Consider the following 12,769-nt stretch of genomic DNA (forward strand, 5'->3'; position numbering starts at 1 on the left):
TCAGAAGCAGGTCGATATTGCCAGGATCGGCAGCCCCGTTATCACGGTAGCGCCGAGGCCGATCCACCCGATCGCTATGCCGATGCGCTCCATCTGCGTATCGCGCCGTCGCATCAGCCAAAGCAGCAGCACCACCTGTGAGGCGATCAGCCCCGCCCAGACCGCAAGCAGAACCGCCTTTGTCTGCGTAAGGCCGAATACGGCCGGTTCGGTCCAGCCTCGTGCACAGCCCAGTCCTTGCAGTGCGTAAAGCACTGCGAAAGCCACGCTCCACAATACAAGGCCCGAGATCATGCGGACCAGCGCCGTCATAGCGATGCACTCGACAGCGACAGTATCCAGGCAACAGCCAGTGCGACGGCGGCCCCGTAATCACTCCATACCGCAGCGATGCGCAATTCATGGGGGCGGTCGGAGGTCGTATGCCCGCTCGCGATCCGGCGGGTTATGAATATTTGCGCGAGCAGCCCGACAATTGCCGAGAAGACCGCGTAGCTTGTCAGTGTCCAGCCGACGGCGGCGAACGAATGCTCGCCGGGGCCCGGCAAATGGCGAATTGCACCGATGAGAAGACCGGCAACGGCCAATGCGAGACTACAAGCAGATATCATGGCGCCATTTCTCGATCGTGCAAAATCGCGCGCGCCAATCCGCGCTGCGGCCAGAGCAAGGAGTGAACCTGCTGTCACCAGCGCAGGTTCGAGGAAATATGCGCCGAAGTCGCCAGGCGGAGGCCAGTTGGGGGCAACGACCCAAAGGAAGAAATGGCCGAACACCAACGAGGCGAACAGCGTTGCGCTCGCCGCGATTGCCAGCACACTGCCCCAGTAGCCCACGCTGCCGCGCACCGCGAAACTGGTGGGTAATTGATCACCCTGTCCGGTATCGACAGGCCCGTCGTCCTTGGTTGTTCCAGTCGTCGCTGTCCAGCGCCAGACCATGACCGCCGTACCGAGAATGAAAACCGGCGCCAGCCAATACAGGCTCAACAGCATCGACAGGAAGAAGCCGCCGATGACTAGAGCGGTCTGGAAAGGAACGATGCTCGGCCCGGGCAGGATGGCAACATGCTCCGGCGCGCCAGTAACCATGTCCACGGCAAGCGTCTCTCGTCGGTGGCCGATCGTACGGCCCAGCAACCCCCTGCCGGCAGCGAGGCCTGCGCCCAGCAGGCGATCGCGGGTAAGCGGTTCGCGGCAGTCGACCGTGGGCAGGCTGGCGAAATTATACTGCGGCGGCGGGGTAGGCATCGCCCACTCCAGGGTTTCGGCATTCCATGGGTCACGCCGCGACCGGTTGCCGACCCGGCGCTGCAATGCGATGTCGATCGCGAAGAGCCCGAAACCAAAGGCCTGCATGAAACTGCCGACGGAGGATATCAGGTTGAGCCAGGTCCAGCCCGCTTCCGCAGGATAGGTGTACATGCGACGCGGCATACCCAGCAGACCCGTCAGATGCATGTGCAGGAACGTCAGGTTGAAACCGATTAAGATCAGCCAGAAGGCGGCTATACCCAATCGCATCACGCGCGTCCGCCCTGTGGCATGCGGCATCCAGTAATAAGCCGCTGCCAGCATGGGGAATACGAACCCACCGACAAGCACATAATGCAGGTGTGCGGTTACGAAAGCGGTATCGTGTGCCTGCTGGTCGAAGGGCACGATCGCAAGCATCACGCCAGTCAGGCCGCCCAGCACGAAGACGATAAAAAAACCGACTATGTAATACATCGGCAGCGTGAATTTCGGTCGCCCTGCCCAGATCGTACCGATCCAGGCGAATATCTGAACGGCAGTCGGTATCGCTACCAGGACCGATGCGGCAGAGAAAAAGCCCAGCGCCATGTGCGGAATGCCGGTGGTGAACATGTGGTGGACCCACAAGCCGAAGCTGAGAAAGGCGAGCGCCATGACCGCGGTCACGATCGCGCCGTACCCGATGAGCGGTGTGCGTGCCATGACCGGAATGATGGTGGACAGCGCACCGGCCGCCGGCAGGAAGATGATATAGACTTCCGGATGGCCGAACAGCCAGAACAGGTGCTGCCACAGGAGCGGCGATCCGCCGAGTTCGGGCTGGAAGAACGGCCAGCCGAACGCGCGTTCGAGTTCCAGCAGGATCGACCCGAGGATCAGCGGCGGAAAGCCGAAGATCATCATTCCTGCCGTCGCCAACAGATACCACGCCATGATCGGCATTCTGGTCAACGACATGTTCGCTGCGCGGAACTTCAGGATAGTCACCACGATTTCGATCGCGGCGCACATGGCCGAAATCTCGACGAAGGTAATGCCCAATAGCCAGACATCCGAATTGACGCCGGGCGTAAACTCCTTGCCCGACAGCGGCGGATAGAGGAACCAGCCCGCATCGGGCGCCACGCCACCCAGCAGCGCCAGGATCATGATCGAACCGCCGAACAGGTAACACCACCAGCCAAGAGCAGTCAGCCGAGGATAGGCGAGATCGCGCGCGCCAAGAATCTTGGGCAGCAGATAGATGGCCAGCCCTTCCAGCATGGGAATGGCGAACAGGAACATCATGATACTGCCGTGCATCGTGAAGATCTGTCCGTAGACCTCCGGCCCGGCGAAAGCGCTTTCGGGCGTCGCAAGTTGAGCCCGGATAAGCATGGCGAGCACGCCCCCGATCCCAAAGAAAACAGCTGCTGCAATGATGAAGCGCTTGCCCAGATCGGTGTGGCTGACGCTGGTGAGAACGCCGCGCCAGCCCGGCTCGCCTTCCCAGATGCGCGTCAGATCGCGGTGGAGCTGGATTGCTTTCATCGTGCCGCCTCCAATGCGTCCGCCGTATCGCCAATGTCGTACGCCTGGACCACAAAACGATGATCGGCGTGGCCTATGCCGCAATATTCCGCGCAGACGGCCTCGTAACGCCCCGGCGCTTCGGCTTCGATCCTGAGGCGGTTAACCTGGCCGGGGATCGCATCCATTTTTCCTGCCAGTCGGGGTATCCAGAGGCTGTGGATCACGTCGGTGGCCGTTATGTCGATGTCCACCCGGCGTTCGGCTGGAATGCGCATCACCCCTTCCGAACAGCTTCCGTCTTCGTAACAGAATGTCCAACCGTAATTGTAGGCGGTAGCCTCGACCCGTACTGCTGCGGTGCCAGTGGGCAGGCTGCGCTCGCCCACCCAAAGGGCGTAGACGAGCAGAACCGAAAGAACGCCGATCGGCATGGCCAGGCCTAGCCAACCGATCCACACATTCTTTCGATCCGGCTTCTGGCGGTCTGCGACACCGCGCCTGAACAGGGCCATGAATAGAAGCGTAAAGACCAGGGCCGACAACAACAGGGACCCGCCGAGCATCCACCACCACAGGTCTGCCACCCGCAAGGCGGACGGTCCGGCAGGATCGATTGTGGACAATGACCCGTTGCAGGCCGCAAGAGGGGCAAGCGCGAACGTCGCGCTCGCCGCACGCACCCGATTACGCAGAGGATGAAACCATTGACCGACACGTTGCACGAAGAGGTTGCCGAAAAGGAACTGGTCGAGGGGAACCCCGACGAGCTGGTCGATCCGGTCGAACAGCAGCCCAATTTTCATCGCCTCGAATCGCGCATCGCTCTGGCCGGTCATCCAATTCATGCGATGCTGGTTGCTTTCCCGATTGCGCTGACCGCCTGCGTTCTTGGTGCGGACATATTCTATTGGTGGACCGGCGACATTTTCTGGGCGCGCGCCGGGTTGTGGGCGGCCGGCATGGCGTTTCTGTTCGGCGTTCTCGCCGGGGTGACCGGCACGATCGAGCTGCTCAGTGTGCCCGGTATCCGCCAGCGCGCCGCCAGCTGGACGCATTTCATCATCGCCGTGATGCTGCTGTCCATTCTGGGAATGAACTGGGGTTTCAGACTGCTCGGGTACGAACAGGCCGTGCTTCCATTTGGCATCATGATCTCCGCCTTCGCCGTCGCCTTCACCGGGTTCACCGGCTGGCACGGGGGCAAGCTTGTTTTCGAATATCAAATCGGGGTCTCGTCGACCGGGAGTTCATGACCGAGCGGGTGGTCCAGCCAGGCCGGGGCGAAGCTGTCGAGTGTCGGTTTGCCCAGTACCAGAAACAGGATCGCCACCATCGCAACGACGATCGGCAGGAGTGTGGGCAGCGCACTTCGCGGAACGAAGCTGCCCCGCCTCTCGCTCATCAGGATCACCAGATGCCCGATCCAAGCGTGCAGCGAAACCAGAACGCCGACAACCAGCAGCTTCACGAACATCCACAGGGTGAAGGCCCCAGCCAGGAAAATCAGTGCGGTGCCTGCGGTAATGGCAATGATGGCGGCGGGGGTGACGAAATAGGAATACGCGCGATGGGTCAGCAGGCGCAGCTGGGCATAGCTGCCCTGACCCTCCCCGATTTCGTGCTTGCTGAGCATGAGCGGCAGACCCACCAGCCCTGCACACCATATGATGAGAGCGGCGATGTGAACCGCCTTGACGAGCGAGAGGATCATCTCAGGCCGGGTTCCGGACAATGCCGCCGGCGGGCATGATGTCGTCCTGACGCAACCACGCCTTGCGAGCGATCACGGCTGCGCCGATCGCGAAAGGCGCCATCCCGCCGACCCACATGATGAGCCCGGACAATTGCTGGTCGGCCAGCGCCGAAATACCCCACGATGGCGCAGCGACGATATGGACCAGATAAAACGGCCGCGCTGCAAATGTCAGCAGTGCGCCCAGAAAACCCATCTGCACCATGCCGCCCAGCAGCCCGCCAACTGCACCCACCGCGCCCGCCCGGCAAACCGCATGCCAGAACGCGAAGGACGTCGCGAGGATCGAGAGCTGCATCGCCCAGTACACCAGCATGTTGGAGAGCGCAGCATCGTAGAGCGCCGGCACGTGCCAACCCCATAGCACGACGGTCATGACGATCGTTGCAGGGCCGACCGGGATGTGAAGGCCGGAGAGCGCACGCACGATACGGCTCGACGTACCGCTGTCACGCACCGCCATCGCAAAGGCCAGCGAAGCCGCGATCAGAAAAAGATGATGGACCGAGCGGGCCGAAAACAGCGTAGCACTCGCAGCACAGAGCGGCGAAACGAAAGCGACCGCAAGCAGCGCGACCCCGGAGGCTGCCAACCGGTTGCGTGCCCGCAACGCCAAGGCCAGCCCGCATGCCAGGACAGCGATCAGTGCCGGGTCGAAATTCCACCGCATGGCGATTTCGTGGAGGCCCGGTGGGCTTCCGCAATAACTGCCGGCAAACATTCGCATCACTCCCGGATAAATGGATCGACCCCGCCGAGGCAGCCTGAAACTGGATAATTCCCTGCGTGTACGAGGGAACATAGCGGTCGGAATTGCGGTTTGGAAACGGTCAATTGCAACAATTTATCCCGGCAAACGGGATGCGGGAGTATCGAATTTGAGCCAGAAACGGATTGCAGTGTTCGGCGCCAGCGGCGCAACCGGTCGCGAAGTTGTCAGACATGCCTTGCGCGCCGGGCTCGAGGTCGTGGCTATCGACCGCTCCCAGCCGGATGAGGAGGACCGCCTCGAAGGTGTGACCTATCGCCAGGCAGACGTGCTCGAAGACGATCTCGCCGACGCAATGGAAGGCTGCGATGCGGTAATTTCGACGCTGGGTGTCGCCTTCTCGCCAAGCAATGCCATGTCCCCTCCCCCGCTCTACACCAAAGGCACAGGCAATATCCTGGACGGCATGCAGCGCGCTGGCATCGACCGGATTGTGGTGATCTCTGCGGCCTTCGTCGCCGATCAGCCCAGCTTGCCGAAGTGGTTCAAGCTCACCGTCGTCCCGGCGCTGCACAACATCTTGGAACAGATGAAGGAAATGGAGGCGTCTCTGGAAGAGGCAGCAAATCTCGAATGGACCGCCGTGCGTCCCGCCTGGCTCATCGAAAAGCCGGCCAACGGCGAATTGCTGGTCGATGAAGAACACCTCCCGCAGGAAGCCTTCCGCTGCCGCATAGGAGATCTCGGCGCCTTCATGGTCGATTGCGTGAAGAACGAGAAACACGTGCGCGCCAAACCGGCCGTCGGCGCCCCCGAGGACGAAAAGTTTGAAAGCCCCCTCGCCCTGGGCGAAGAATTCGTCGGATTATAGGGAGCCTCGGCGCACCGCCTACATGTCCGCATAAGACAGGAAAATGGCGGAGCAGGAGGGATTCGAACCCTCGATACGGGGTTACCGTATACACACTTTCCAGGCGTGCGCCTTCGACCACTCGGCCACTGCTCCGCATTCCCCGCCCGGACATGCCAAGCAAGGAAGGCGCGCCTCTAGCGGCGAGGCGATGATTCCGCAAGCCGGGACGGCATGCGTGTTATTGGCATTTGCATAAATGGGAGTAGGATACGCGCTGCGACGGAGCTGCGCGGATCAGGCATACCCTGCGAACTCCGTCTCGAAGCCCCCTCCTGCCCCTACAATGCGCAGGTGGGGGCTTTTGTTTTCCCGCGCACGGTGGCACGCCATGCGCGATGACGAGACCGCTGATTTCCCTCGCCGCGCTGCTTGCGCTTGCTGCCCCCTCCTTCGCGCAGGAGGCAACGCCTGCGCCGCCCTCGCCTGCGGAGATCGTCGATCAGGCCCCCGCGGAAGAATGGGTCGTCATCCCGCCCGAAGATCTGCTGGTGATGACCCTGGCTCCTGCCGCGGACGGATCGGAACGCAAGGTGGTGATCCAGCTCATGCCGGCGCCTTTCAGCCAGGGGTGGGTGGAGAACATCCGCACGCTTGCGCGCGCGAACTGGTACGACGGCATCAGCGTCAACCGCGTGCAGGACAATTACGTCGTCCAGTGGGGCGATCCCAATTACGACAACCCGGAAGCGGACGGCCCGGCGAAACCGCTGCCGGAAGGGCTGCAAGTTCCGAACTCCGACGCGGTTATCAGCACTCCATATACCCTAAGTGTGGACGAGGACCTTTTTCCTATCACCTGGACCGATGCGGGGCGGCACGAGTTTGGGAGGACCTATGGTTCTGCGAACATACCTTGGCCGGATGCTCGTAATCCCGTGCGGATCACCGGTCCTTATGCTTCATCTTACGGTTTCAACAGCGGCTTTCCGTTCGCTTTGGGGTTTCCTTATGGGCTTCAATTCAGGATCGCACCAACTAAGCCGATGATCGCTTGGCCCGTGCACTGCTACGGCATGGTCGGTGTTGGGCGCGGGATGTCACCCGACACGGGGACCGGGGCCGAGCTTTACACTGTGATTGGCCATGCCCCGCGGCATCTGGATCGCAACATCGCTCTGGTCGGGCGCGTGGTCGAAGGGATAGAGCATCTGTCCAGCCTGCCGCGCGGCAAAGGCCAGCTCGGCTTCTACGAAGACGAAGCGATGCGCACACCGATCCTCACCGTGCGGGTGGCTGCCGATCTTCCCGCATCCGAGCGTCCCTCGTTCGAATATCTCGCGACAAACGGCGCCAGTTTCGCCCGCTATGCCGAAGCGCGCGCCAATCGCCGCGACCCCTTCTTCATCGTTCCGGCGGGCGGCGCGGATATCTGCAATATTCCGGTGCCGGTCCGGCGCACGGGCAGTCAATGACGCCGCATCGATGGCGCCAAATATGAGCTGATTGGCAAGCGCCGCCGTCCAAACGGATGCGCGGCCTCGCCCTCCGTCAGACCTTTTGCATCAATTCGATGCGATTGCCGAAGGGGTCGGCGATATCGCCGCGCCGATAGCCTTCCAGATCCTTGCCCGGCTTGTAGCGGATACCCGCCTTGCCCAGCTTCGCCACCAGGCCAGCCAGATCATCGACCAGCAATGCCGGATGCGCCCGGCGCGACGGGAGGAAACCTTCCTCCACCCCGCAGTGGATCGCAATACCGGCGCTTTCGAACCAGCAGCCACCGTTGACGGCCAGATGTGCAGGCTTTGCCACCTCGGCAAGTCCCATGACATCGATCCAGAAACGCCGTGCATGCGGCTCGCCCCCATGGGGCATGGCCAGTTGCACGTGGTCGATGCCGATGACGGCGGTCATACCCGCTCCGCCTGAGCGATGGAATCGCTGGCGCGCAGGGCACTGAGAATACGGTTGAGGTGGGGGACGTCCTGTACTTCCAGATCGATTTCGTAGGTGGTGAACGGATGGTCGAGCTGGGTCTGGTCGAGGCTCGTCACGTTGACGTGGTTCTGCGCGAAGATACCCGCCATCTCGGCCAGCGTGCCCGGCCGGTCGTACAGCGTCACCCGCAGGCGCCCGGTGGCCCCGCGCGACCGCTTGCCCCACGACAGGTCGAGCCAGTCGCTGTCGATACCGCTGGCGAGGTGATGACAGTCGATCGTGTGCACTTCGACACCTTCATTGGGCTTGCGCAGCCCGACGATCCGATCGCCGGGTACCGGGTGGCAGCATTCCGCCAGCTTGAAGCCGACGCCCGGCGTCAGCCCGCGGATCGACAGGGCCTTGCCGCTCTTCGCCCAGTCGGGCTCGTCCTCCAGCTCTGCCGTGCTTCCCGGAACCAGAGCCTCCATCACCTCGCGATCGGAAATCTTGGCCGATCCGATGGCGTAATAGAGATCCTCTTCCTCGTCCATTTCCAGTCGCCGCAACGCCTCGCGCTGGGCTTTCTTGCCGATCTTTGCCGGCACCCGCAAAGCGATCTCGTCGAACAGCTTCTTACCGATTTCGGCCACTTCGGCGCGCTCCTTCAGGCGCACTGCGCGGCGGATGGACGCACGCGCCTTGCCGGTGACGACGAAGCCCAGCCAGCTCATCTGCGGATCGGCCTGCGCGCTCTTGATGATCTCGACCACATCGCCATTGTTCAGCTGCGTGCGCAGCGGCATGTGCCGCCCGTTGATCTTGGCGCCCACCGTCTGCGCGCCCAGATCCGTGTGCACGGCGAAAGCGAAATCGACCGGCGTCGCCCCCTTTGGCAGCTGGAAGAGCGCGCCCTTGGGCGTGAAAGCGAAGATGCGATCCTGGTAAATGGCCAGCCGCGTGTGCTCCAGCAGCTCTTCGGGATCGTGGCTCGCATCCACGATCTCGATCAGATCGCGCAGCCAGGCAACCTGCCCGTCGGGGCGATTGCCCTGCTTGTAGGCCCAGTGCGCGGCAAAGCCGAATTCGTTGATCCGGTGCATTTCGCGGGTGCGCAGCTGCACCTCGACCCGCATGGATTTGCCATAGATCAAAGAGGTGTGGAGCGAACGATACCCGTTGTTCTTCGGGGTCGAGATATAGTCCTTGAACTTGCCGGGCAGGAACTGCCACGTCGTATGCAGCACGCCCAGCGCGCGGTAGCAGTCGGACACTTCCTCGCAGATGATGCGGAAGGCCATGATGTCCGTCACCTGTTCGAAGCTCACATGGCGCTCGGCCATCTTGCGCCAGATCGAATAGGGGTGCTTTTCGCGGCCCGATACTTCGGTGGTTATCCCGGCTTCCGCCAGCGCGTGTTTCATGTCGAGCGCGATGGCATCGACCTGGCCCCCATCCTCGCTACGGATCTGGTCCAGCCGCTGGGTGATGGTCCGGAATGCTTCGGGTTCCAGCTGTTCGAAAGCGAGCATCTGCATCTCGCGCATATATTCGTACAGCCCGATCCGCTCTGCCAGCGGGGCATAGATGTCCATCGTCTCGCGCGAGATGCGCTGGCGCTTTTCCGGGTTCTTGATGAAATGCAGCGTGCGCATGTTGTGCAGCCGGTCGCCCAGCTTCACCAGCAGCACGCGGATATCCTCGCTCATGGCCAGCAGGAACTTGCGCAGGTTTTCCGCCGCGCGCTCGTTCTCGGGCATCTGCTCGATCTTGGACAGCTTGGTCACGCCATCCACCAGCCGCGCGACATCGGTGCCGAAATTCGCCTCGATGTCGTCGATCGTCGCCAGCGTATCTTCCACCGTGTCGTGGAGCAGCGCGGTGGCGATTGTTTCCTGGTCGAGCTTGAGATCGGTCATCAGCCCGGCGACTTCGACCGGATGGCTGAAATAGGGATCGCCGCTGGCCCGGGTCTGCGTGCCGTGCTTCTGCACCGTATAGACATAGGCGCGATTGAGCATCGCCTCATCGGCGTCGGGGTCGTATTCCTTGACCCGCTCTACGAGTTCGTATTGGCGCAGCATTCTGTTCTGACGATGTGGGCAAACCCTACCGCAATGCAACGCAAAAGTGCCTCGGGTCCGACTAAATACGTTCGCGCAGCGCAGTGAGGAACAGCTCTGGCTCATCGACCCGGAATGCCACCCGCTCGACCGTCCGCGTTTTACCGAAAAGCCCACGATGCCGGATCGGCCTTCTCAACCGCAAGATTATGTTCGGATGCGCCAGAATGGCGGCATGTAGAACGTCGCTGCGTTTGGCTTCTTCCAGTGAAATGGCCGCATCGACGCCTGCAATCTCGCAATGGGGCACCGCGAAGTCGGTCAGCGTTCCCGCCCGCACACGCACTATGTTTTCGTCCATCAGCACAGGATAGATCCGGAACGCCTTCATCAGTGCAATGGTGAAAAGCAAACCCCAGACGCCCAGCGCAAACAGTATCCATGCTGCCGTGGCGCTCCAGTGGCTGACCAGCAGATGCATCACTCCAATCTCGATCAGCTGAAGTACCAGCAAGGTGGCAATCATCGGATTGACTATGCGGTGACAGCTGAAGCTCTGCGTTTTCGCAGGGATATCGGGCTGTACGCCCCAGCTGAACAGCGCCAGGCGAAGCATGGCGAATTCATACGCTGCCATGCGCACAAGCAATTCGGGCAGCACCTGCTGCGCGGCCTCTGCGATAGATCCAGTCCGCTCAAAAACCCGTTTGGCCCGCCACAGGCTCCACCCGGTATAAGTGGCCACGGTCAGAGCCATCGCCAGAACTACGGCGTGCATGTCGAGCAGCGCAGCGCGGACCGGATCGGCCGCGCCCAGGGTCGCGACCAGAAAACCCGTCGCGATGGCGCCCAGCACGGCGCGCAGTTGCGGCCGGTTGCGCGGCGACTTTGCGATGAGCGCCAACGTTAGGCTGTCGGCGGCAATCCATAGAAAGCACAAGGCGGCAGTGCGCGGATAGCGAGCGGCAATTTCACTGTGAGTTGCCATGCGCGCGGCAAAGATTGCCAAGAGCGGCGCAAGCAGCAGAAGTATCGGGCGCAGCCGGTTCGGGAGTACATACAGCACAGGCCATCTCCTTCGTTTGCGTCCTAACCTGCCCCCGCGAACACAACAATTGTCCGCGGCGCAACGACATATGCAAGAAATGGAAGGTGGGTCGGCGGCTCACGGGTGGCCAGCGCGATCATAGCACCCTAATCGGGTCGACGTCTGCGCGAGTATCAGGAGCGACACCATGACCGACACGAGAACCGAAACCGACTCCATCGGACCGATCGATGTGGCGAGCAGCGCCTATTGGGGTGCGCAGACGCAGCGCAGTCTGGAAAACTTCCCTTTCCCCGCTCACCAGCGCATGCCGATCCAGATCGTCCATGCACAGGCCGCGGTGAAACAGGCCGCCGCGCGCATCAATCGCAAGCACGGGCTGGACGGGAAGCTGGCCGACGCCATCGAAGCCGCCGCGACGGCAATCCGCAAGGGCGACTATGACGACGAGTTCCCGCTGACCATCTTCCAGACCGGCAGCGGCACCCAGACGAACATGAACGTCAACGAGGTGATCGCCGGGATCGCGAACGAACGGCTCGCCGGTACGCGCGGCGGGAAGGAGCCGGTCCATCCCAACGACCACGTCAACAAATCGCAAAGTTCGAACGACAGCTTCCCGACCGCGCTTCATGTAGCGACGGCGCTCGCCACCCGCGATGCGCTGCTGCCCGCGCTCGACCGGCTGACCTCCTCGCTCAATGCCAAGGTCGAAGCCTTCGCCGATATCGTGAAGATCGGGCGCACGCATACGCAGGATGCCACCCCGCTTACCCTGGGGCAGGAATTCTCCGGCTATGTCGCACAGCTCGTAAGCTGCAAGGCACGCATCGAGGGCGCTCTCAATGGCAATATCCGCAAGCTGGCCATTGGCGGAACCGCCGTCGGCACCGGGCTGAATGCGCCCGATGGCTGGGCCGAGGACATGAGCGGCGCGATCAGCGAGATCACCGGCTTCGAATTCGAACCTGCGCCGAACAAGTTCGAACAACTGGCGGCAAAGGACGGGCTCGTCTTTTTCTCCGGCGCGCTCAATACGCTGGCAGTGGCGCTCAACAAGATCGCGAACGACATCCGCTTTCTCGGCTCCGGTCCGCGCTCGGGCCTCGGCGAACTGTCGCTGCCTGCCAACGAGCCGGGCAGCTCGATCATGCCGGGCAAGGTCAATCCGACGCAGTGCGAAATGCTGACGATGGTCGCAGCGCAGGTGATCGGCAACAACCAGGCCGTGACGGTCGGCGGCATGCAGGGGCAGTTCGAACTCAACGTCTTCATGCCGCTGATCGGCTCGAACGTGATCCGCTCCATCGAACTGCTCGCGATCGGGATGGAGAGCTTCGCCGAACGCTGCGTGGACGGGATCGAAGCGAACAGGGACCAGATCGCCGCCCTGGTCGACAGGTCGCTCATGCTGGTCACCGCGCTCGCCCCCGAAATCGGCTACGACAACGCCGCGACGATCGCGAAACACGCGCACAAGAACGGCCAGACCCTCAAGGAAGCCGCGCTCGAACTGGGACTGGTCGACGCGGAAACATTCGACCGCCTGGTCCGTCCAGAGGACATGGTCTGATTCCACAAGGTCATTGCACTTATTCCAGCGCCCCTAAGCACTCGACAACGATGTTGCTGCAGCCCGCGCATAGTTGCAGAAATGT

At 62.1% G+C, this 12,769-nt stretch carries 12 protein-coding genes and 1 tRNA gene; 4 read left to right on the top strand and 9 right to left on the bottom strand.

Annotation, left to right across the window (positions count from 1 at the left end; genetic code table 11):
- From KYK83_RS12385 to KYK83_RS12395, 3 genes are read right to left on the bottom strand one after another with little or no spacing between them, the layout of a single operon-like run.
- Nucleotides 1-312, bottom strand: a complete 312-nt coding sequence (locus KYK83_RS12385) for a hypothetical protein (RefSeq protein ID WP_222828469.1) — start codon at nt 310-312, stop codon at nt 1-3.
- Nucleotides 309-2,786 carry a cytochrome c oxidase subunit I gene (gene ctaD, locus KYK83_RS12390; RefSeq protein ID WP_222828470.1) on the bottom strand — a complete coding sequence of 826 codons (2,478 nt, stop codon included), beginning with the start codon at nt 2,784-2,786 and terminating at the stop codon, nt 309-311. Before ctaD ends, KYK83_RS12385 begins: the two co-directional genes overlap by 4 nt.
- Nucleotides 2,783-3,391: a cytochrome c oxidase subunit II gene (locus KYK83_RS12395; protein WP_248284441.1), complete on the bottom strand. Its 609-nt coding sequence runs from the start codon at nt 3,389-3,391 to the stop codon at nt 2,783-2,785. Before KYK83_RS12395 ends, ctaD begins: the two co-directional genes overlap by 4 nt.
- A gap of 81 nt (nt 3,392-3,472) precedes the next feature.
- On the opposite strand from KYK83_RS12395, the gene KYK83_RS12400 reads away from it, so the two are divergent.
- A complete protein-coding gene (locus KYK83_RS12400) occupies nt 3,473-4,021 on the top strand; it encodes a DUF2231 domain-containing protein (protein WP_234003226.1) in 549 nt (182 codons plus the stop codon).
- On the opposite strand, the gene KYK83_RS12405 is transcribed toward KYK83_RS12400, so the two are convergent.
- Together KYK83_RS12405 and KYK83_RS12410 are read right to left on the bottom strand one after the other, a co-directional pair.
- On the bottom strand, nt 3,988-4,479 hold the full coding sequence (locus tag KYK83_RS12405) for a CopD family protein (RefSeq protein WP_196847626.1): 492 nt from the start codon (nt 4,477-4,479) through the stop codon (nt 3,988-3,990). The genes KYK83_RS12400 and KYK83_RS12405 overlap by 34 nt on opposite strands.
- Nucleotide 4,480: 1 nt before the next feature.
- Nucleotides 4,481-5,242: a cytochrome c oxidase assembly protein gene (locus KYK83_RS12410; RefSeq protein ID WP_222828472.1), complete on the bottom strand. Its 762-nt coding sequence runs from the start codon at nt 5,240-5,242 to the stop codon at nt 4,481-4,483.
- Between the two features lie 157 nt (nt 5,243-5,399).
- Between KYK83_RS12410 and KYK83_RS12415 the strand changes: the two genes are divergently transcribed.
- On the top strand, nt 5,400-6,101 hold the full coding sequence (locus tag KYK83_RS12415) for an NAD(P)-dependent oxidoreductase (protein WP_248284442.1): 702 nt from the start codon (nt 5,400-5,402) through the stop codon (nt 6,099-6,101).
- 44 nt (nt 6,102-6,145) lie between these two features.
- Here the strand turns inward: KYK83_RS12415 and KYK83_RS12420 are convergent.
- A tRNA-Ser gene (locus KYK83_RS12420) sits at nt 6,146-6,236 on the bottom strand.
- A gap of 242 nt (nt 6,237-6,478) precedes the next feature.
- Between KYK83_RS12420 and KYK83_RS12425 the strand changes: the two genes are divergently transcribed.
- A complete protein-coding gene (locus KYK83_RS12425) occupies nt 6,479-7,555 on the top strand; it encodes a peptidylprolyl isomerase (RefSeq protein WP_222828474.1) in 1,077 nt (358 codons plus the stop codon).
- A gap of 76 nt (nt 7,556-7,631) precedes the next feature.
- On the opposite strand, the gene KYK83_RS12430 is transcribed toward KYK83_RS12425, so the two are convergent.
- The 3 genes from KYK83_RS12430 to KYK83_RS12440 all read right to left on the bottom strand — a co-directional run bounded on the left by KYK83_RS12430 (nt 7,632) and on the right by KYK83_RS12440 (nt 11,129).
- Nucleotides 7,632-7,997, bottom strand: a complete 366-nt coding sequence (locus KYK83_RS12430; RefSeq protein WP_222828475.1) for a VOC family protein — start codon at nt 7,995-7,997, stop codon at nt 7,632-7,634.
- Nucleotides 7,994-10,084, bottom strand: a complete 2,091-nt coding sequence (locus KYK83_RS12435; RefSeq protein ID WP_103025131.1) for a RelA/SpoT family protein — start codon at nt 10,082-10,084, stop codon at nt 7,994-7,996. Before KYK83_RS12435 ends, KYK83_RS12430 begins: the two co-directional genes overlap by 4 nt.
- A 61-nt stretch (nt 10,085-10,145) precedes the next feature.
- The gene (locus tag KYK83_RS12440) at nt 10,146-11,129 is read right to left on the bottom strand and encodes a hypothetical protein (RefSeq protein ID WP_222828476.1); all 984 of its coding nucleotides are present in this window, start codon (nt 11,127-11,129) and stop codon (nt 10,146-10,148) included.
- Nucleotides 11,130-11,298: 169 nt separating this feature from the next.
- On the opposite strand from KYK83_RS12440, the gene fumC reads away from it, so the two are divergent.
- The gene (gene fumC, locus KYK83_RS12445; RefSeq protein ID WP_222828477.1) at nt 11,299-12,684 is read left to right on the top strand and encodes a class II fumarate hydratase; all 1,386 of its coding nucleotides are present in this window, start codon (nt 11,299-11,301) and stop codon (nt 12,682-12,684) included.
- The last annotated feature ends 85 nt before the right edge of the window (nt 12,685-12,769 follow it).

The sequence above is a fragment of the Qipengyuania pacifica genome (assembly GCF_019857205.1).
Classification (GTDB): Bacteria; Pseudomonadota; Alphaproteobacteria; order Sphingomonadales; family Sphingomonadaceae; genus Qipengyuania; species Qipengyuania pacifica.